Below are 20014 nucleotides of genomic sequence, written 5' to 3' on the forward strand. Positions count from 1 at the left end.
GGGGGACAAGGAGCGGATCATGCGGGGAAAACAGCGCGCACTTCTGGGGGCTGGCGCGCTGCTGGCAGGGACGGCCATCGGGGTGCTTGCACGGCAGAAAACTCCGATAGCGGCAGACCGCAAGAGCCGGGGCAGCTTTGCCCTCCATAATCGAGGGCTGGTGCCTGTGGGGCAGAGTGGGTGGACCCGGCCCGAAGGAGAGGCGCCGTCCTATCCTGTGCTGGACCAGAGCATCGATGCTGATGTGGTGGTAGTGGGTGCGGGGCTTGCGGGCAGTTCGCTGGCGCTGCATCTAGCAGAGGCTGGGCTCAGCGTGGCGGTGCTGGAAACCCGCCAGCCGGGCTGGGGCGCCTCGGGACGCAATGCCGGGCATGTCCTGCCGATCTTCAAGGATATGGCGCTGCTGGACAGCTTCCCTATGGGCGGCAAAGCCTTCCGTGAGGCATTTCGAGCGCATCACACAATCCCGTTCGATCTGGCGGAAAAGCATGGGATTGATTGCGATGCGGTGCGTTCGGGCTACCTTAATGCGGCGGTGAGCCGGGGCGAGTTTGAAAAGTTCCGCGATGCCTTTGCCTATCTCGAACGCGATGGGTTCCAGAAAGTATACCTGCTTGGGGCCGCCGATATGCAGGCAGCGATGGGGAGCACGTATTACCCGTACGGTGTGATGTTTGAAAACGGCGGGCGGGTGAACCCCTACCTTCTGACCCATGGCATAATCGCGCGTGCGGCGGCGCTGGGGGCGAAGGTCTATGGCGGAAGCGAGGCGCTCTCGCTCGAGCCGGTCGGCACACGCTGGCGTGTGCGCACCGCGCAGGGGGATGTGCTGGCGGACCGGGTGGTATTCTGCACCGCGGCCTATCCCACCGACATCGTGCCCGCGTTTGAAACTTGCTTCTATCCGCTCACAGCCTATGCCCTGACCACCAAACCGCTTGGGGCAGAGGCGGATGCGCTGATCATGCCGGGTGGGGCAACGCTGGCGCAGGTGCCGGTCGATCTCAACCCGCTGGTCAAGGATCGTCATGGCCGGTTGATCCTGTCATCGCTGCCATCGGTATCGCACCCGCAGGACGGGGAGGCGCATTTCCGCAACCAGCTTGCATGGATACACACCGTCTGGCCGGAAAGCCGTGCGATGGATATCCGACTGGATCAGTACTGGACTGGGCGCGTGGCCATGCGAACCCGCGAATTTCCGGGTGCGTATGATATGGGGGGCGGGGTCTACGGCCTCATGCATTTCAACGCCTGGGGCAATGTCATGGCGCCGCTGATGGGCAAATTGCTGGCCGAAGGTTTGGCCAATGACGCGCCCGACACGTTGCCGTTCCCGCTAGAAAAACCCAGAGCCGTACTCTACCGGCCGCAACAGGAACTCCTTCTGCGCCGAACGCTGCTTCCTGTCGCACGGCTCGGGCAAAAGCTGGGCCTGCTGCGCTAGTTTTTGGGGATGGGGCTCTCCCGGGGGCTGTCAAAGCAACTGCACCGATGGTTCTATCAGCGGGATTGCACCGAGTGCTTGAATGGGTAGGGCGGGGCGATGCCCCGTCCTCGCAAACCAGCCAATCCGTTCCGATATTTCCATTCCTCGCCAGAGGTCATCCGGATGGTGGTGATGCTCTACGTGCGCTTTCCACTATCGCTGCGGAATGTCGAAGATCTGCTGTTCGAGCGTGGGATCGACCTGTGCCATGAAACCGTGCGGCTGTGGTGGAACCGGTTCGGGCCTTTGTTTGCTGCTGACATCCGTCGGCAGCGGACCAGCCGGATGCGGGGCTTCCGGCACTGGCGCTGGCACCTCGATGAGATGTACGTCAAATTGAACGGTGAGATGGTGTACCTATGGCGCGCGGTCGATCACGAGGGAGAGATCCTCGAGAGCTACGTCACGAAGACCCGGGACAAAGCCGCGGCTTTGCGTTTCATGAAGAGGACGCTCAAGCGCCACGGGACAGTGGAGACCATCACCACCGACGGGCTTCGTTCCTACAAGGCTGGGATGAAGGACCTCGGCTGCGAACAGAAGCAGGAGGTCGGCCGCTATGCGAACAACCGGGTGGAGAACAGCCATTTGCCGTTCCGGCGGCGAGAGCGAGCGATGCTGCGATTTCGACAGATGAAGTCATTACAGAAGTTCGCCTCGGTCCATGCCAACGTTCACAACCATTTCAGCCAGGAGCGTCATCTCGTCGACAGACAGACTTACAAGGCCCGCCGCTCAGCTGCCTTAGCTGAGTGGCAAACCCTCATGGCCTGATGCTTCCCTCTCAAAGACCGGATTCTGCCGAACGGAGAGCAGTTCGCATCGGACTGACAGCACCCACTGATTGGATGAGTGATGGTTGCGGGGTAGGGCGGGGCGATGTCCCGTCCTCGCAAACCAGCCAATCCGTTCCGGTGGTGCTGTCAAAGGGATTGCACCGATTCGCTGAGCGATGGTTGCGGGGTAAGGCAGGCTCATGCCCAGACCACGCAAATCGGCCAATCCGTTCCGATACTTCCACTCCTCACCGGAGGTCATCCGGATGGTGGTGATGCTCTATGTGAGGTTTCCGCTATCGCTGCGGCATGTCGAGGATCTGCTATTCGAGCGCGGCATCGACCTGTGTCATGAAACCGTGCGGTTGTGGTGGAACCGGTTCGGGCCTTTGTTCGCTGCCGATATCCGCAGGCAGCGGACCAGCCGGATGCGGGGCTTCCGGCACTGGCGCTGGCACCTCGATGAGATGTACGTGAAGCTGAACGGCGAGATGATATATCTCTGGCGGGCCGTCGATCACGAGGGCAAGATCCTCGAGAGTTGCGTCACTAAAACCCGCGATAAAGCCGCAGCTCTGCGGTTCATGAAGAGGACGCTCAAGCGCCACGCATCAGTGGAGACCATCACCACCGATGGGCTTCGTTCCTACAAGGCTGCGATGCAGGACTTGGGCTGCGAACAGAAGCAGGAGGTCGGCCGCTATGTGAACAACCGGGTGGAGAACAGCCACCTGCCGTTCCGGCGACGAGAGCGGGCGATGCTGAGGTTTCGACAGATGAAGTCGTTACAGAAGTTTGCTTCGGTTCATGCCAACGTTCACAACCATTTCAACCAGGAGCGTCATCTCGTCGACAGAGAGACTTACAAAGCCCGCCGCTCAGCTGCCTTAGCTGAGTGGCAAAACCTCATGGTCTGAGCACGCGTACTCAAAGACCGGAATCTGCCAAACGGAGAGCAGTTCGCATCGGACTGACAGCACCGCCATTTCGCGATATAGTGCTCTGTTTTATTTGAGTTTTACTCAATTTTGTTTAGCGCCCACCTATTGCCCCACATTCGCATAGTCTCCATGGTATGAGCCGTGAGGCAAATGCTCGGTTTCCCTTAAGCTCTTGCAGTGGAATTCATCAGTCAGAGCGAGCAAACAGGAATACGAATCAAGTTTCTGCAATGGGAAGGCCAGCGGAGACTAGGATCGATATCGTTACTGTATAGAGCAGTTGCACTAGGCATTTGGGGCATTCCGGCTCAAGCGTGAAAGCCAGAAGCCGCCCTTCGCTCCCTGGAGCTGGATGCATCACTCAATGGCCGCTTCTTTGGTGCTGCCGTTGATGGCTTGATAAGCGATCCTCACCCCCGGAAACTTCTTCGTCCTGCATGAATAGGGAGCGACTTCGCGGCATATCGGATGAGACCCCAGCCCCTACGCGTGCCGCACCATAATTGTCGTCAGCGCGAACTGCGTTGCCACCTTCAGAAATCTTACCTTCCGGGCTGAGGATCGAGATTTGGGCCGAAAAGCCAGTTGTCGCGCCGTAATAACGCTGAAACAGGATCGCCGTGTGTCGGCCGTCAGGCAACACAGGCTCGGTATCCGTCAACGGCAAGGTTCGGGGAGCGTATTTCGCGCTCCGAACGGCCGTTATGTCGGCGATAGCTGAGGTTTATTATGTGCCGGAGTTCTCGTTGACTCGGCTCCAAATCGCTTCACATCGCGGCGGATCTATCTGGAAGACATTTTCCAGCAGGGATGCGAAGGCGGAGAAGTCACCGACCGGCCGCTCGACGACACCCTGCGGCGAGATTGTCCGCCAGGTCGCATTCACCAGACTTTCGATCCGATCCGGGAAATGGCGTTGTATCACCAGATTGGCACGAAAGGGTGATGCATCGTTTTCCATCAGCCAGCGTTGAGCACCGGCCAGCGCAGCTTCATCGGTATGGTCGGGGCGGAAATCGAAGGTCGGAGCGCCACCATAAGCATGATTATGGAAGCGCAGCCAATCGCCGTCAGCCGGCTCGATCGCGAAATCATACCCGTTCTGGGCAATCGGGCCAATGACGAGCGGAACCGGATCGACAAGGGCATCGCCCAATCCCGCTTCGGCCAGCCAGGGTTCTTCGAAGTCGATCCGCAGCGTCAAGTGATTACCGATCGCCAGATCGCCCATATCCGCGCGCCGGACACCGCCGCAGAGCCGCGTCACCGCGAAGCCGCAGGCAGACAGGGCTGCGCCCAGCAGCCCGTTCATCTCATAGCACCAGCCGCCCCGGCGCTCTTCGACCATCTTGGTGAAGATGGCCTGTGGCGCGAGGCTGGAGGGCCAGCCCATGAAACAATCGATAGCTTCCCAGGTGAAACCGAGCGCATGCCCCTGATGGATTGCTTTCAGCGCCGCGATATCGGCCTGCTCGGGCCGGGCGATGCCGATCCGGGCCAGATAGGCATCCAGCTGGGCCTCCGTGAGCTTCTGGTCCATGCAGCGTTCTCCGGCATGGGTTTCATGCAGGAGGGAAGGCATAGGCGCGATACGACGACGAAACAACGCCGCTTTGGCTGTCGCGTGGAATGACAGCTATCGGCCGGAATGCCCAACGCCTTGGCCAGAAGGCGATAGAAGAATCTAATCTACCGCCACCCGATAGCCAATGCCGGGTTCGTTAATGAGCAGGCGCGGCTGGCTAGGATTGGCTTCCATCTTTCGGCGCAAAGCCCGAACGGCAACGCGAAGATAATCCAGATCGTGCCGATGCGCAGCTCCCCACACGGTCACGAGCAGGCATTCATGCGTGACGACGCGCCCTGGGCTGTCGGCCAGAGCCCATAACAGATTGAATTCACGGGGGGTAAGATCGACGTTATGGCCATTCAGCGTCACGCTGTGAGTGCCTCGATCGATCGACCCACCGGCAAATTCGCGGCGATGCGGGTCCCCCGTCAAACCTGATTTGCGGCGGAGCGCCGAGCGGACGCGGGCTAGCAATTCCTCGCTGTCGAAGGGCTTGGTCACGAAATCGTCGGCGCCGAGGTCAAGCGCGGCGACCTTCTCCTCGGTCGCATCGCGCGCGGTGAGCACGATCACCGCGAGCCCCAGCTTTGCGAGCTGGGAAACGATCTCGAGCCCATCACGATCGGGGAGGCCGAGATCAAGCAGCGTCACGAGCGGCGCGGGCTGTGCGCTCGCGAGGCGCAGCGCCTCTCCGGCAGTGGCAGCTTCCATATGCGTCAGGCCGCTTCGGTCGAGCGCGCCCATGAGCAGTCGCCGGATCGCCGGTTCATCATCGACGATCAGCACATCGCTACGCATCGCAGGCATCCTCGCCAGCCTGCGCGGGGGTTGTCGGCAACGAGATCGCGAACGTCGCTCCGCCGCCCGCGCGGTTCCCGGCGGAAATAGTCCCGCCCACCGCCTCGGTAAAGTTCTTTGCGATCCACAGGCCCAGGCCCGATCCGCCAACACGGTCGCTACCTTCGAGGCGATAGAAACGGTCGAACAGCGCGTTGCTCTCGGCTGGCAGGCCGGGGCCGCGGTCGGCCACCCGGCAGATGATGGCTCGCTCCTCACACTGCACCTCGACCGTGACCTTGCTGCCCGGCGGCGAGAATTTGAGTGCGTTATCGATCAGGTTAATCAGCACATGGCGCAGCAGCAGCGGATCGCTGCGCACCAGTGGACATTCGGTGTCGATGGCGGTTTCGACCCGCGTATCAGGCCCGTCCTGCCTGAGGTCACGCAGCACGGAAGTGATCACATCGGTCAGGTCGATGCTTTCCCATTTGGGCTCGATCGCACCGTTTTCGATACGAGACGCTTCAAGCAGATCATTGAGGAAGCGCTGCAGCCGGCGCGATTCGCCGCGTGCGATGCGCACTTCCTCGGCGAAGGTGCCTTCAGCGGGGATCGCCTCGGCGGCGGCGATGACGGCGGTAAGCGGAGTGCGCAAGTCGTGGGCAATACTGCCCAGCAGCGCGCCGCGCAGCCGGTCGCGCTCGCGCAATGTGTCCACCTGCCGCGCCTGCGCTTCCAATAACAGCCGCTCGTGCGCCAGCGCGGTCTGGTCGACCAACGAGGCCAGCAGCGTGGCTTCGTCGGGCCGGATCACCCGTTGCTGCGATGGCCGGGCGAGCCCGAGCGCGCCCATCGTGCCGAGCGCGGTCTTGAGCGGATGGAACTGCCAGTCGGATGCGTTGAGCGTGCCAGTGTCGCGCCCTGCCGGTTCGCCATGCTCGAGTGTCCAGCGCACGGCCGCTTCGTCGACCATGTCGAGCCGGGTGTATTTGGCGTTACCGCGCAGGACCACCTGGGCGTCTTCGACTGTAACGACGATAGCTTCCACATCCAGCAGGCCACCGATTTCATGGCAGGCCACGCGCGCTGTTTCTTCGCTGTCGGACAGGCCCCCCATCAACCCCGCGAACCGGGCGAGCGAGGCGTTGAGGCGCGCGACCCCTGCGCTGGTCTGTGCCTGTCGGCGCACGCGCCCGGCCAGTGTGCCAACGACGCCCGCAACCAGGGCCAGAACCGCGAAGGTGATGACATCGGCGGTGCTGTAGATCGACAGCGTGTGATAAGGCGCGGTGAAGAAGAAGTTGAATGCCAGTGCCGCCCAGATGGCAGACCATATGGCGCCGCTCATGCGCAGCAATGTGGCGGAAAATATCACCGGCAGAAGCAGCAGAAGATCTATAGCGCTGGCTGATATCCATGGCTGCGCCAGTTCGATCAGCCCCACGGTGGCCGCGATCAGAACCAGCGCGATGGCAGGGTCGCGATAGGGGTGCGGTTCGCCGGCCCGTTGAGGCTTCTCGTCCGCCTCCTCAAGCGGGACGACGAGGACTGCGACCTCCTTCGCCCGCCGGATCACCTCCTGCGCTATCGAGCCGTGGCGCCATTCAAACCACCGGCTGCGGCGGCTCTTGCCGATCACGATCTGGCTTGCGCGCAGTTCCTTGGCCTGATCCACCAGAGCCTGGCCGACATCGGTGGCCGCGACCGTAAGCAGCGAGGCGCCGAGCGAGGAGGCCAGCGCGAGATTGTCGGCGAGCTGCTCGCGTTGGATGCCGCGCACAGCGCGTGCGCTACCGCTCTCAACCACCACTGCGGTCCACGGCGCGTGAAACATGTCAGCAATGCGCTTGGCCTGCCGGACCACGCGCGCGCCGCTCTTGCCTGGGCTGACTGCAACCATCAGCCTGTCGCCAGCGACGAATTTCCCTTTCTCGCCGCTGGCTTCCAGTTGGTCAGCAAGCCGCCGATCCACACTGCCCGCGGCGAAGCGCAGCGCCATTTCGCGCAGGGCGGCGAGCTTGGTCGGGGTGAAGAAGTTGGCCAGCGCGCGCCCGGCGGTGTCGGGAAGGTAGACCTTGCCCGCCTCCAGCCGCTCGATCAGCGCTTCGGGCGGCAGGTCGACGGCGATGATCTCGGCATGTTCAAGGATGTTGTCCGGCACCGTCTCGCGCACGCGGATATGGGTAAAACCGGCAACAACGTCGTTGAGGCTTTCGATGTGCTGGATGTTGATCGTGGTGGCGACGTCGATTCCTGCGACGAGCAATTCGGCGACATCCTGCCAACGCTTGGGGTGGCGGCAACCGGAGGCGTTGGTGTGCGCCAACTCATCGACCAGGATCAGTCCGGGGCGCCGTACGAGCGCCGCGTCGATGTCGAACTCTTCCAGCCGGTGCCCCTCGTGGTCGAAAGCTTGTCTTGGGAGGATTTCGAGAGGTTCGAGCAGTGCAGCGGTATCGCTGCGGCCGTGGGTTTCGGCAGCACCTACCACCACGTCAACGCCTTCCGCCTTCCGCCGTGCCGCTTCCTGTAGCATGCGGTAGGTCTTGCCCACCCCCGGCGCCGCGCCGAGATAGATGGTCAGCCGCCCGCGTCGCTCCTGCCTGGCGAGGCGAAGGAAGCGTTCTGCGTCATTGGCGGGGCGGCGGTTGTCCATCGAAAGACTCGCTTATTCCTCTAACCGGTCGAGGGCCAGATTGAGTTGCAGCACGTTCACGATCGGTTCGGGTGCGAACACGCCGCCGGGTGCGATGGCCGCATCGTAGGCGAGCTTGCGGACCTTGCCCTCGGGTAACCTGCGCGCCCTTGCCACTCGTCGGGCCTGATAGAGCGCACCGGCGAGCGAGATATGCGGATCGAGCCCGCTGCCCGAAGCCGCCACGAGGTCGGCGGGCACAGGGTTGTCGGACGTCGCGCCGTAACGCGCGATCGTCTGGGCGGCGCGGGCAGCAAGGTCTTTGCTGGTAGGCGAGAGGTTGCTGCCCACCGCGTCCATGCCGTCGTAACCGGCGGCCGAAGGGCGCGGCCAGAAATAGAGCGGACTGGTGAAGTCCTGCGCCACGAGTTCGCTGCCGATGGCCCGGCCGTCGATCTCAATGATCGAGCCGTTGGCCTGCCAGGGCGCGAAGATCTGTGCGAAGCCCAGCAGCAAGGCGGTATAGCCGATTACGCAAACGAGGATCGTCATCAGCCAGAGGCGGAGCGAGGGAAACAGGTAGTTCATCGTATCGATTCCTTGTCTCTGGCTGCCATCAGAGCATGAAGGTGAGATGTTCGGCGATCGGGCCGAGCGCAGCGGCGGGGAAGAACGTCAGCGCGCCGAAGATCAGGATGGTAATCAGCAGCATCACGCCGAAAGTGCCGGCTTCCACACTGAGCGTGCCGGCGCTCTCCGCATTGCGGCGCTTGGCCATCAGCGAGCCCACAATCGCCAGCGGCACGATCATCGGCAAGTAGCGGCCGATCAGCATCACGAAACCCGTGGCGATGTTCCATGGCGCGGTGTTGTCGCCAAGCCCCTCGAACCCCGAGCCATTGTTGGCCGCTGCCGAGCTGAACTCGTAGAGGATTTCGGAGAACCCGTGCGCACCTGGGTTGGCTACCGTCCCTGCGCCCCAGGCGGTCGCCGCGAACAGCGCCGTGCCGCCGAGAATCAGCACCGGGTGACTGATCAGCGCCAGCACTGCGAGCCGCATTTCCCGCCCCTCGATCCGGTGGCCGAGATACTCGGGCGTCCGGCCTACCATCATGCCCGCCACGAAGACCGCGACAACGATGTAGAGGAACATGTTGATCATGCCGACGCCAGCCCCGCCGAAGGTCTCGTTGAGCCACATCCCCGCCATCGGCACGAGTCCCGTGAGGGGATTGAGGCTGTCATGCATCGCGCCGACCGAGCCGTTGCTGGTCGAGGTGGTGAGCACTGCCCACAGAGGGCCGGTGGCGGCGCCGAGGCGTAGCTCCTTGCCCTCGAAGTTGCCGACATCGTTCATCACAGGAAAGCTGGCGAAAGCTTCCGTGGGTGCCATCTCGAAGCAGACCGCGGCGGTGAGTTTGACCAGCAGCAGCATTGTCATAACGCCGAACACTACCCTGGCGTGCTTCATCCGCCCGATCAGGCGCCCGAACATCCACACGCACGCCATCGGGATCAGCACGATTGCGATCATCTCGACAGCGTTCGACCAGAAGCTGGGGTTCTCAAGCGGGTGCGTCGAGTTCGGACCGAAGAAACCGCCGCCATTGGTGCCGAGTTGCTTGATCGCGACGAAAGCAGCGGCGGGTCCGCGCGCGATCGTCTGCGTAGCCCCCTCCAACGTGGTTACGTGCGCCGCGCCTTCGAAAGTCATAGGCACACCCGCCAGCACTATCATTGCGGCGGCGACGATGGCCAACGGCAGCAGTACGCCGAAGGCCGCGCGCTGCAAGTCGAGGAAGAAATTGCCCATATCACCCTTGCCGGCGATCCCGCGCGCCAATGCGGCGAGCGCGGCGATGCCGGTCGCCGCCGAAACGAACTGCAGCCACATCAGCCCGCCCAGTTGCGCGAGATAGCTCCAGGTGCGTTCGCCCGAATAGTGCTGCAGATTGGTGTTGGTGGTGAACGACGCGGCCGTGTTGAATACCAGATCTAGGCTCGCCGGGCCCTGGCGGTCGGGATTGAGCGGCAACACGTGCTGGAGCGCAAGTAGGCCAAACACGAAGATGAACATGACCGCGTTGAAGGCTAGCAGGGCGATCGAATACTGCTTCCAGTCCTGCGCCGGGGCGCCGCCCATGGCGCGGGTGAACAGGCCATCGGCCCGCACGAAACGGTTGGAGAACAGCGCCGCCATATACTTGCCGAGCGGCCAGGAGAGCAGTGCGGTGCCGCCGACGACCAGGATCGCGGTAAGGATTGCAATGAGCATGGTTTTCCTTTCGCGGCTTACGCGAGGCCGAGGCCGGCGACGACCACATCGATGAGCTTGATGCCGATGAAGGGGGCCACGATGCCGCCGGCACCATAGATGCCAAGGTTGCGCAGCAGCTGGCTGGCCGCAGGCATCGGGCGATATTTCACACCCTTCAATGCCAGCGGCACCAGTAGCGGGATGATCACCGCATTGAAGATGATCGCCGACAGGATCGCGCTCTGCGGGCTCGCCAGTCCCATCAGGTTGAGCGCGCCGAGCGCCGGATAGAGCACCACGAAAATCGCCGGGAGAATGGCGAAATACTTCGCCACATCGTTGGCGATCGAGAAGGTTGTCAGGCTGCCGCGTGTCATCAGCAACTGCTTGCCGATGCCAACGACCTCGATCAGCTTGGTCGGATCGCTGTCGAGATCGACCATGTTGCCTGCCTCGCGCGCGGCCTGGGTGCCGGTGTTCATCGCCACGCCCACGTCGGACTGGGCGAGTGCCGGAGCATCGTTGGTGCCATCGCCGCACATCGCGACCAGCTTGCCCTCGGACTGTTCCTTGCGGATATATGCGAGCTTGTCCTCGGGGGCGGCCTCGGCGAGGAAATCGTCGACGCCTGCCTCCGCAGCGATCGCGGCGGCAGTGAGCGGGTTGTCGCCCGTGATCATCACCGTGCGAATGCCCATCCGGCGTAGCTCGACGAACCGTTCGCGAATACCCGATTTGATCACGTCCTTCAGGTGAATCGCCCCCAGCAGACGGTTATTCTCGACCACTGCCAGCGGGGTGCCGCCGGTCTGGGCAATCCTGTCGGTAATCTTCTTCAGTGCGAGCACCGTGTCCTCGGGGAAGCCGCCCGGCTTGAGAACGGCGTCGACCGCACCCTTGCGGATCGCACGGCCGGGCAGATCGATTCCGCTGACGCGCGTCTGCGCCGAGAAGGCAACGGTCCGGGCGTCGGGCGGCAAATCCTCGCCGCCATCCGCCAGCGTGACGATCGAGCGCCCCTCGGGCGTGGTATCGGCAAGGCTCGACAGACGCGCGGCGCCGATCAGATCGGCTTCGGCGACACCGGGCAGCGGCACGAACTCGGTGGCTTGTCGATCACCGATGGTGATCGTGCCGGTCTTGTCGAGCAGCAGCGTGCCGATATCGCCTGCCGCCTCGACCGCGCGGCCTGACTTGGCCAGCACGTTGAAGCGAATCAGGCGATCCATCCCCGCGATGCCGATGGCCGACAGCAGACCTGAGATCGTGGTCGGGATCAGCGCCACGAACAGCGCGATGAGCACCGGCACCGCGATTGAACCGCCAGCATAACTGGCGAAGGCCGGCAAAGTCCCCACCGCGACGAGGAAAATCAGCGTCAGCCCGGTGAGCAGAATGGTGAGCGCGACCTCGTTGGGCGTCTTCTGCCTGCTCGCGCCTTCAACCAACGCGATCATTCGGTCGAGAAAGCCGTTGCCCGGTTCCGCCGTCACTTTCACGCGGATCTGGTCGGATATGACTGTGGTGCCCGCGGTCACCGCCGAACGGTCGCCCCCGGCCTCGCGGATTACGGGCGCGCTTTCGCCAGTGATGGCAGCCTCGTTGACCGATGCAACGCCAGCCACCACCTCACCATCCGCGGGAATCTGATTGCCTTCTCTCACCAGCACAACGTCGCCGAGGCGTAGCTGCGTTGCCGGGATATTCTCCATCCCGCCGTTCTTCCCAATCCGTAGGGCGACAAGGCTGTCCTTGGTGTCGCGCAGAGCTTTCGCCTGCGCCTTTCCGCGCCCTTCGGCGAGTGCTTCGGCGAAATTGCCGAACAGCACGGTGAGCCAGAGCCAGAACACCAGCTGGGCCTGAAAGACGATGTCATTCGCTCCACCCACGATACCACGCGTGAGGATTGCCGTGGCGGTCGCGGCGACGATGGTGGTCGTGAACATCACCGGATTGCGCACCAGCGTACGCGGATCGAGCTTGGTGAAGGAATCGCGGATGGCCGGGGCGACCAGTTCGCGCTGGAACAGCGACGCGTGCTCCATCAGAAGCGCTCCGGCCGGATGAGCACGAGTGTCAGATAGGCCAGCAGCCCCAGTGCCGCGATACCGGCAAGAGCAAGATCGAATGTCATGCGAAGGCTCCTTCAATCAGAGCCCGAGATGCATCCACACCGTGTAAAAAATCGCAGGGTTATCGCTGGGAAGCGCATTAAATTCACATTAAATGCTCAGTGTTTGATCTCGTCAAACTCAAGATCCGGCGATGTGATCAGTGGCGGGGAGATCCGCAGAAGACTCGGAGTGCAATCCGAGATCATGACAAAGGCCCGGAAGAACACGGGCTCCGCTGAAAAGACCTCTGTGCAGAGCCTGTACAACAGCGGGGCATTTCTATCGCTGAAAGAATGATGGCTTTCGGGCGGCTGCAAATGCTGTCTGAATGTCCGGTATGCTAGCACTTGCTATTGTCGATGGTCGATCATGCTTATACCAGCTTCTGCTTGTCCGTGTTGAACCGGAGGCAGAAGTCGGCTCCGGTTCAAGCCGATCGTCCATCATGCGGCAGCGCGCTCCTGTTCGCGATATGCTCGCGGCGGATGCCGAGGCCCAGCAACCATGCCGGCAGCGCTTGCAGCGCGGGAACGGCTTGCAGAAGATGGATCATCGCCGGGGCACGAGGGGCCGTGTCACGCATGGCCGCGCCGATGACGTTGCGGTGAATGGCGCGCTGTACGGCCTGGATCACTTTGACGGCGAGCATCCGACGTTTCTGCACGCGATGCAGCAGTGGATCGGGATCTACGCCGCGAGCGAGCGGTGCGGCCAGGATATTCGCCGCCGCAACGGCATCCTGAATCGCAAGGTTGATGCCGACGCCCCCAACAGGGGACATGGCGTGTGCCGCGTCTCCGATCGCGAGCAGGCCGGGCCGGTGCCAGCGGGTCAGGCGATCAAGGGATACGGTCAGGAGTTTCACATCGTCCCAATCGGCGATGGCGCCGATATATGCGGCAAGCGGCGGAACCGTCGCCACGATATCCGCTCGGAAACGTTCCAGGCCGGCGGATCGTATCCGCTCCGCCGCACCCTTCTCGATAACGCGCGCACATTGAAAATAATCGCCTCGATCGATGGTGACGATCATCTCACCTCTGTCGATATAGCCTTGGGTGCGATTGTCGGGGGTTCGAGGCTTGGGGACGCGAAACCAGAGCACGTCGATCGGTGCGCCCAGATCCTTTCGCGGCAGCCCGGCGGCCTTGCGCAGAATCGAGCCGCGTCCGTCGGCGGCGATGACCAATGCGCCTTCCAGCGTCTCGCCACTGGCGAGCCACACGCCCTCGACCCGCTCTGCACCCTCGATCAGCCGGACCACTTCCGTTTGCATGCGTAGGGAGAAGGCGGGGGACAACCGCGCCTGCTCCGCCACGAAATCGAGGAAGTGCCATTGCGGCATCATGGCGATGAAGCGCGCTGGGCCAGGCAATCGCGTGAAGTCCGCGATCCGATATTCCTGGCCACCGATGACCGCACCGATAACCTCCACCTTATCGTGTTCGCGCGCGAGGAGCGCGTCGAGAAGGCCGAGTTCGCTGAAGATATCCAGTGTCGACGGGTGAACGGTGTCTCCCCGAAAATCCCGGAGAAAGTCCCGATGTTTCTCCAAGACTACGGTCTGCACGCCTGCACGCGCAAACAACAGCCCGGCCATCATACCGGCCGGACCGCCCCCAACGATGATGACAGGCCGGTTGTTGCGAGCGATCATGGCGTCAGTCTAGGCTGTAAATGCCAAAGCGACAAATGTACGAACCCCGGCGAAGGGCAGCTATCTCAACCTTCGCCTTTGAAACCGCCCAGACCACTTCAGCTATGACTTCGCACCCGACTGAACAGAAAATTTTAAGGCGTTGAGCTGAAAACCGTCATGATCGACGCGATCTACAAGGACGAGCCTCATAGCAACTGATCATTCAGATCTGGGGCTACGAATAGCAACAGATAAAGGGTGGCAGGGCTCACCAGTTTGCCCTTGCTGCCATAGCAAGTTCAATTGTCCGATCGGCGTGGGCGAGCAATTCTTCACGGGTAAGCTTGCCGTTCGGCACTTCGTATAACTGGTAGCCGCCGATGGATACCACGATCATCCGGGCGACACCGTCGGCATCCTTGACGGGGATGCCGTCGCGCTCGGCAGCATCGAGAATATCCTGCCGCATGATACTAACCATGTAGCGATATCCCGCATCAGCTACAGCGTCAGCCAATTGTGGAAACCGGTGCTGCATTCCAAGCAAAACGCGCTGGAAGGCGATGACTTCCGGTTGGCTCAGGGATTTCACCATCAGATGCGCATGGTGACGCAGACGCTGTGCGATATCGGCAGTCAGGAGATGGTCGAACCGGGATGCTTCCTGCGCCCATTGACCGATCATATCGAGCACGACTGCGGTAAACAGGTCTTCTTTCGACGGATGGCGCGCATAGAGGGTGACTTTGGAGATACCCGCCCCATTGGCGACCTGCTCCATCGATACGGCATCGAAACCCTCGGTAAAAAACATCCCCCGTGCCTGTTCTATGATTATACGGTCGATAGCCTTGGCTCGGGCGAGGCTTGGGCGCCCCCGCTTCGGTAGCAGCGTTGTGGTCGTATCGTCAGCCATGGCCTTCTTTTAAGGGCATGCAGGGGTGATGGATAGCAAAACTGCGGAGGGCGGGTTGTCTCGCCCAGCCCCTGAGCGCCATGCGGGAAACGTGATTTTTATCGCCTGATGACACTATTGCGCCACCAGGCAACAAATCAGGCGGCTATTGCCTCTTCCGGTTCGGGTGGGAAGATCGCCGGTTGGCCGGGGTCATAAATTCTCGTGAGCAAGCCAATGAACTTCTGGTCGGTCAGCGGATCGCTCGGCACCTCGAAAGTTTCCCCGCGCTTGCGCAGGTCAGCGATGATCATATCGAACACCTGCTCGTGGGTGAGATCATCTGTATGATCCAAAGCCACTTTGAGTTCGGCATAATCGGTATAGATGTCGGCTCCCCAGTGGATCAGAAAGCGAAACTCTTCTTCCGGAATTTGCTGTATCGCGACCCCGTCAGTCGTGATCTGCCATCCGCCCGCCACAGCGGGATCGGGAGCCATAAGCGAATTGATTGCCAGCCCTTGGGGGTGGCGCATGGCGGCAGGCCCGTTGGATTCGGCGGTGTGGAACATCATTTCGTTTTCGACCACCACCGCGCGGCCCCACATGGGCGCTTTGATTTGATGCGGTTCGGCCTGCGGCCCATCGGGCCAGCACGTGAAGCCGCCGCCGACTTTGCCCTTGTAGTACCAGGTGATGACCTGCGCCTTCTTGGCGCGCCAGTGTTCGAACAGGCCGGTCTTGGTCATGGTGTTCATCAGCCAGACCGGCGAATTGTGCATCGAGATGCCGCGGTAGCGTGTGGCGTCGAGATGCGGATTGGCTCCACCCTGGCATGGCCCCTGAATGTTGAAGAGCATGTTCTCGGGAGTGGCATAGTCCGCTTTCCAATAGGCCCGCACCAGATCGAGAAATGTCTTGTTGAAGAAACAATCCTCGATCTCGGGGTGGAGGACCGTGCTGGCCTTGGCAAAATAGCCGCGAAATACCGGCGAAAGGAACATGTCCCAAGTGGGGGTGAAGCCCTCGGGCACTGCCCCCGAGGTGGTGGCGACCACCTCATCAGGAGATTTGAAGTGCTGGGCGAGGATCAACGACCACGGGCCATTTTGACGCACGACGTCCAACATACGTTGATGCTGATCTTCGGTGAAAGCACCTTCGATAATGCGAGGTGGTGACACGGGCCGGAAAAAGGATGCGCTGTTCACAATGTCTCTCCTTCGGGCTTGAAGCCGTATGTGCGGGCAAGGACCGAGCCGGGTTTCATAGAATCTGTCTTCCGCAGGTGGGCTCGGCCTGCCGCAACACTTCATTAAATGATACGTATATGTTCTATTAAGGCAAATCTGTCATCTGTGCAAGGCGGCAAAAGGTCCGTATCAGGAGGCAATGAGCTCCACATTCTCGCTCAACCGGCCTTCCGGATCGGTGGTGAATAGCACCCGCACGCCGTGCTCAGGCATGCTCTTGATAGCATCCACGTGCTTGCCTCCGTGGTCGATGACGCGCTGGGCCAAGGCATCCAGATCATCCGTGATAAAGCCCAGGATCACTTCCTGTTCTACCGGAGGGGTGCGGTTGAGGAACTTGAACATGACAAGCGTTTCTCCCGCCATGGTATCCCCATGCCCGAGAATGACCTCACGAATGGCGCCGCCTGCTCCGCTATCGTCGGTTTGTACGCGTTGGATCTTATTGAGGCCGTACACATTGCAATAGTAATCGGCCATCGCCTCCTCATCATTGACGATCAGTTTGGTAAAGCCGAACTTGGTTTTTGAGATAGCTGTCATATCGTGTCCCTTCGATTTCGGAATATTGGCTAAAGCAAACGAACGCTCACGCGTTAGTTGGCGCTTGCGCCGAAACGATAACGGAGTGACGCCCCATACATACGCGGCTCTCCGTAGAGCGATTGGGTGAAACCGGATGCGCCGCGCAATCCGATATAGGCATTGGTGCGATAGACCTTGTCTGTCACGTTGGTCCCGAACACGCGCAGATCGAAGTTGGAACCCATGATGCTTTGCCATTCCAGCGACAGATCGAGTTTTCCGTAGGCATCCATCCAGGCATGGATATCATCCCGTGGCGTCGTTGTTGCGCTGTTGTAGATCTTGTCTACCCAGCTGTAGTTCGCACCAAGGACCAGCGTCCCCACAGTTTCACCCAGCGGAAGTTCGTAGCGCGCATTGAGATTGACGAGGTTCTTGGGCGTAAGCTGGAAGGGGATGCAGGAAAAATCCAGCGGGGTGGCAACACCATAGATCAACTGGGCTTCGCCATTACAGGTATCGATCCGGGTTTCGAGACCGCTGCCGGTAATGTTCTGGATGAACTTCTTGTACTTGGCGTCGATATAGGAATAGCTTCCCGATAGACGCAGGCCTTCAACTGGCTGGAGAATCATTTCCACTTCGAGGCCGCGCATTTGTGCCTTGTCCGCGTTGAAAGTCACTGCCCCCTGATCGAGGCCAGTCGTATTGCCGAGGAGCGCGCATCGCGGCGATGCTGCCGGAGTGCCGCATCCATTGGGCGTATTCAGCCCGGCAGCTCTCTGGATGTCTTTATAATCGACATGGAACACGTTCGCATTCAGCCTGACAGGCATCGCACCGACATCGAAATCGGATTTGAAGCCCAATTCATAGCTGGTGACATATTCGGGATCGGCGGTAATCTGGCGAATATCCGCGCCTGAGTAGTTGAACGCGCCTGCCTTGTAGCCGCGCGCGATTTTGCCATAGACCAGCAGCCCGCTGCTCGCTTGATAATCGAGCCCGACAGTCCATGTGGTAGCGCGCGATTTCAGCTTTTCATGCAGTACCACGGGATCGAGAACGAAATTGGAAGCATAACGCGAACCATCCAGTTCATCCCATGTTCGGCGGATGCCGCCAGTGAGTCGGAGGCCATCGAGAGCCGGAGTGAACGCACCGAAATCGAGTGTTGCTTGCGCAAAAAGCGCCTTGGCCTTGGTGGTGATCGCGTAGAATGTTCCGGGATTGGGGCTACCCGCGTTGAACGACCCCGTGGCCTGCAAGCCTTGGGGCTTTTGTTTGCTGTAAAAGCCGCCGACGACATACTGCAGTTTTCTGTCCAGCGCTGAGCCTTGAAGTTGCAGTTCCTGCGTAAACAGGCTCGTATCGGCAATTTTGACCGGATCGCCGGGGCGGCCCACAAGCCATTCTGGCGCCTCTGCACTGGCAGCGCCCGTTGTGAATGGCTCTGTCATGGCCAGAATAGGCAGGATCGATCCATCCAGATCCCAGTTGAAATTCTGTTTGAGCCGTTGGTAGCCGGTAATGCTCTTGATCAGCATCGTATCGGACAAATCCACGCTCAACGTGTTGATAATGCCCCATGACTTGGTTTGTTCAAACGTATCACCGTTGACAGCGGTCTTACGCGGTCCCAGCGCCTTCTGCCGGTTCAAGATCTGCAGTGCCAACTGGTTGGCGGTATAGATACCTGCCGCATCAAATCCGATCGGACTCGTTGGATTGTTGACATTATAGACGTTCATCGCAGCGATCGTCGCCACACTTACATCGTAGGGATTGCCAGTGGCATTCATCCGGAAATCGTTGACGACAAACCCCGATCCGTTGTCGTGGGACTTGGCATAATAGGCGACGAGATAGTTTTCGATGGTTTCAGTCGGCCGGGCCAATATGCCGATCCGCGCATGCCAGTAATGCCGGTCGTCATAGTCCTTGCCGGCAAAGCCATCGCTTACCGCGCATCCCCCTGCGGAACCGATTGCAGGCGGCGCACAAAGCTTGGATAGCCCGAATGCCTGGGGGCCGACATCCTTGGTATACCCGTCACGGTCGACTTTCTTGAACGCCGCACGAACCATCAATTTGTCATCGATGAGAGGCAGGTTAATCGCCCCCTCAAATTCACGATCCTTGTAGTTTCCGATCTGCCCCTGCACGTAGCCGTCAAATTCGCTTGTCGGCTTCTTGGGTCCGAGAAGAACCGCACCACCTGTGGTGTTGCGTCCGAACAATGTGCCCTGCGGACCGCGCAGCACCTGCATCGATTCCAGATCGAAAAACATTCCGGGGGCGCCTTGGATGGCGGTGATGCCACCCTGTATCAAAGGCACATCGTTGAAATAGTTCACCACGCCGACAGGCGAGAGGTAAGTCTGCCCTTGTCCCCGAATAACAACGACTTCAACGTTTCTCTGATTACCGCCCGAGGTCACGAATACCGAAGGGACCTTGCCGTTCAGGTCCGCTGCGTTTGAAATGCCAAGCTCGCGGATTTGTTCACCCGATACGGCCGTCACCGCCACTGGCACAGTTTGGGCGTTTTCTTCACGGCGATTGGCTGTAACGACAATGTCAGCGATGCCAGAGCTGGCTTGTGCACCGCTGTTCTCCTGCGCAGAAGCATATTGTCCCCACATCCCGCCGACTGCCCACATCAGTGCGCTCGATCCACGCAGAAATACTGCCTTTCTCACAATCCCATTCCTCCCGATGCTTTTTTCTCGTGATCTGCCATCTACGTGGGTGGCCGCACCGCCAAGCAGACGCCAACAGGCGCTGCCTGGCAGCACAAACTCCACGCGCTATCGACGATCACCGTAAATGCTACGGTACTGTTTCTTTTATTGGAGTCAATGGGGTTTCAGTTTGTGCCCAAAGCTTGGGTCTGAAAGGCTTGTGCGCACGTAAGTATGTGAAATTTATAATCTTAATTGGAGTCTTTGGCGTGTCGATCAGGCAGATATCATGGCTTGCACATTATTTTTAGTGTTTACTCACTCACAATAGGTCCGTGACGGATTCGCGTCTCAGGGCCAGAGAGAGAAGGGGCAAGAGCCTACGAGCAGCATCGGTGCTTGAGAAGCTCGGCGGTGGCAGCCGCAACATGGTCGCCGTTTGCATATCGAGCGGCA

General features: G+C 60.5%; 15 protein-coding genes. 3 read left to right on the forward strand and 12 right to left on the reverse strand.

Annotation, left to right across the window (positions count from 1 at the left end):
- Positions 1-19 precede the first annotated feature (19 nt).
- The 3 genes from K5X80_RS03820 to K5X80_RS03830 all read left to right on the forward strand — a co-directional run bounded on the left by K5X80_RS03820 (position 20) and on the right by K5X80_RS03830 (position 3182).
- Positions 20-1447 carry an NAD(P)/FAD-dependent oxidoreductase gene (locus K5X80_RS03820; RefSeq protein WP_222559523.1) on the forward strand — a complete coding sequence of 476 codons (1428 nt, stop codon included), beginning with the start codon at positions 20-22 and terminating at the stop codon, positions 1445-1447.
- Between the two features lie 99 nt (positions 1448-1546).
- Positions 1547-2263 (forward strand): IS6 family transposase, encoded by a 717-nt coding sequence (locus tag K5X80_RS03825; RefSeq protein WP_222559524.1) that lies wholly within the window; start codon positions 1547-1549, stop codon positions 2261-2263.
- Between the two features lie 202 nt (positions 2264-2465).
- Positions 2466-3182, forward strand: a complete 717-nt coding sequence (locus K5X80_RS03830; RefSeq protein WP_222559525.1) for an IS6 family transposase — start codon at positions 2466-2468, stop codon at positions 3180-3182.
- Between the two features lie 751 nt (positions 3183-3933).
- Here the strand turns inward: K5X80_RS03830 and K5X80_RS03835 are convergent.
- The 12 genes from K5X80_RS03835 to K5X80_RS03890 all read right to left on the reverse strand — a co-directional run bounded on the left by K5X80_RS03835 (position 3934) and on the right by K5X80_RS03890 (position 19576).
- Positions 3934-4746 (reverse strand): arylamine N-acetyltransferase family protein, encoded by an 813-nt coding sequence (locus K5X80_RS03835; protein ID WP_222559526.1) that lies wholly within the window; start codon positions 4744-4746, stop codon positions 3934-3936.
- A gap of 144 nt (positions 4747-4890) precedes the next feature.
- Positions 4891-5574: a response regulator transcription factor gene (locus tag K5X80_RS03840; RefSeq protein WP_222559527.1), complete on the reverse strand. Its 684-nt coding sequence runs from the start codon at positions 5572-5574 to the stop codon at positions 4891-4893.
- Entirely contained in the window at positions 5567-8212 is a 2646-nt protein-coding gene (locus K5X80_RS03845; RefSeq protein WP_222559528.1) for an ATP-binding protein, read from the reverse strand. Before K5X80_RS03845 ends, K5X80_RS03840 begins: the two co-directional genes overlap by 8 nt.
- A 12-nt stretch (positions 8213-8224) precedes the next feature.
- Positions 8225-8779: a potassium-transporting ATPase subunit KdpC gene (gene kdpC / locus K5X80_RS03850; protein WP_222559529.1), complete on the reverse strand. Its 555-nt coding sequence runs from the start codon at positions 8777-8779 to the stop codon at positions 8225-8227.
- A gap of 28 nt (positions 8780-8807) precedes the next feature.
- Entirely contained in the window at positions 8808-10466 is a 1659-nt protein-coding gene (kdpA, locus tag K5X80_RS03855) for a potassium-transporting ATPase subunit KdpA (RefSeq protein WP_222559530.1), read from the reverse strand.
- 17 nt (positions 10467-10483) lie between these two features.
- A complete protein-coding gene (gene kdpB, locus K5X80_RS03860; protein ID WP_222559531.1) occupies positions 10484-12493 on the reverse strand; it encodes a potassium-transporting ATPase subunit KdpB in 2010 nt (669 codons plus the stop codon).
- Positions 12493-12582 carry a potassium-transporting ATPase subunit F gene (locus K5X80_RS03865; protein ID WP_222559532.1) on the reverse strand — a complete coding sequence of 30 codons (90 nt, stop codon included), beginning with the start codon at positions 12580-12582 and terminating at the stop codon, positions 12493-12495. The genes kdpB and K5X80_RS03865 overlap by 1 nt, the downstream gene beginning before the upstream one ends.
- A gap of 407 nt (positions 12583-12989) precedes the next feature.
- On the reverse strand, positions 12990-14219 hold the full coding sequence (locus tag K5X80_RS03870; protein ID WP_222559533.1) for an FAD-dependent oxidoreductase: 1230 nt from the start codon (positions 14217-14219) through the stop codon (positions 12990-12992).
- A gap of 250 nt (positions 14220-14469) precedes the next feature.
- Complete coding sequence (locus tag K5X80_RS03875) at positions 14470-15117, reverse strand: TetR/AcrR family transcriptional regulator (protein ID WP_222559534.1); 648 nt, start codon at positions 15115-15117, stop codon at positions 14470-14472.
- Positions 15118-15254: 137 nt separating this feature from the next.
- Positions 15255-16307 (reverse strand): hypothetical protein, encoded by a 1053-nt coding sequence (locus K5X80_RS03880; protein WP_222559535.1) that lies wholly within the window; start codon positions 16305-16307, stop codon positions 15255-15257.
- 171 nt (positions 16308-16478) lie between these two features.
- The gene (locus K5X80_RS03885; protein ID WP_222559536.1) at positions 16479-16892 is read right to left on the reverse strand and encodes a VOC family protein; all 414 of its coding nucleotides are present in this window, start codon (positions 16890-16892) and stop codon (positions 16479-16481) included.
- Positions 16893-16945: 53 nt separating this feature from the next.
- The gene (locus K5X80_RS03890; protein WP_222559537.1) at positions 16946-19576 is read right to left on the reverse strand and encodes a TonB-dependent receptor; all 2631 of its coding nucleotides are present in this window, start codon (positions 19574-19576) and stop codon (positions 16946-16948) included.
- Between the last annotated feature and the right edge of the window lie 438 nt (positions 19577-20014).

This window comes from Caenibius sp. WL, assembly GCF_019803445.1.
GTDB lineage: Bacteria > Pseudomonadota > Alphaproteobacteria > Sphingomonadales > Sphingomonadaceae > Caenibius.

Bases quoted from the DNA above. Each gene is read 5' to 3' on its own strand.
- K5X80_RS03820 (WP_222559523.1), top strand. From the start codon at position 20: ATGCGGGGAAAACAGCGCGCACTTCTGGGGGCTGGCGCGCTGCTGGCA.
- K5X80_RS03825 (WP_222559524.1), top strand. From the start codon at position 1,547: ATGCCCCGTCCTCGCAAACCAGCCAATCCGTTCCGATATTTCCATTCC.
- K5X80_RS03830 (WP_222559525.1), top strand. From the start codon at position 2,466: ATGCCCAGACCACGCAAATCGGCCAATCCGTTCCGATACTTCCACTCC.
- K5X80_RS03835 (WP_222559526.1), bottom strand. From the start codon at position 4,746: ATGGACCAGAAGCTCACGGAGGCCCAGCTGGATGCCTATCTGGCCCGG.
- K5X80_RS03840 (WP_222559527.1), bottom strand. From the start codon at position 5,574: ATGCGTAGCGATGTGCTGATCGTCGATGATGAACCGGCGATCCGGCGA.
- K5X80_RS03845 (WP_222559528.1), bottom strand. From the start codon at position 8,212: ATGGACAACCGCCGCCCCGCCAATGACGCAGAACGCTTCCTTCGCCTC.
- kdpC (WP_222559529.1), bottom strand. From the start codon at position 8,779: ATGAACTACCTGTTTCCCTCGCTCCGCCTCTGGCTGATGACGATCCTC.
- kdpA (WP_222559530.1), bottom strand. From the start codon at position 10,466: ATGCTCATTGCAATCCTTACCGCGATCCTGGTCGTCGGCGGCACCGCA.
- kdpB (WP_222559531.1), bottom strand. From the start codon at position 12,493: ATGGAGCACGCGTCGCTGTTCCAGCGCGAACTGGTCGCCCCGGCCATC.
- K5X80_RS03865 (WP_222559532.1), bottom strand. From the start codon at position 12,582: ATGACATTCGATCTTGCTCTTGCCGGTATCGCGGCACTGGGGCTGCTG.
- K5X80_RS03870 (WP_222559533.1), bottom strand. From the start codon at position 14,219: ATGATCGCTCGCAACAACCGGCCTGTCATCATCGTTGGGGGCGGTCCG.
- K5X80_RS03875 (WP_222559534.1), bottom strand. From the start codon at position 15,117: ATGGCTGACGATACGACCACAACGCTGCTACCGAAGCGGGGGCGCCCA.
- K5X80_RS03885 (WP_222559536.1), bottom strand. From the start codon at position 16,892: ATGACAGCTATCTCAAAAACCAAGTTCGGCTTTACCAAACTGATCGTC.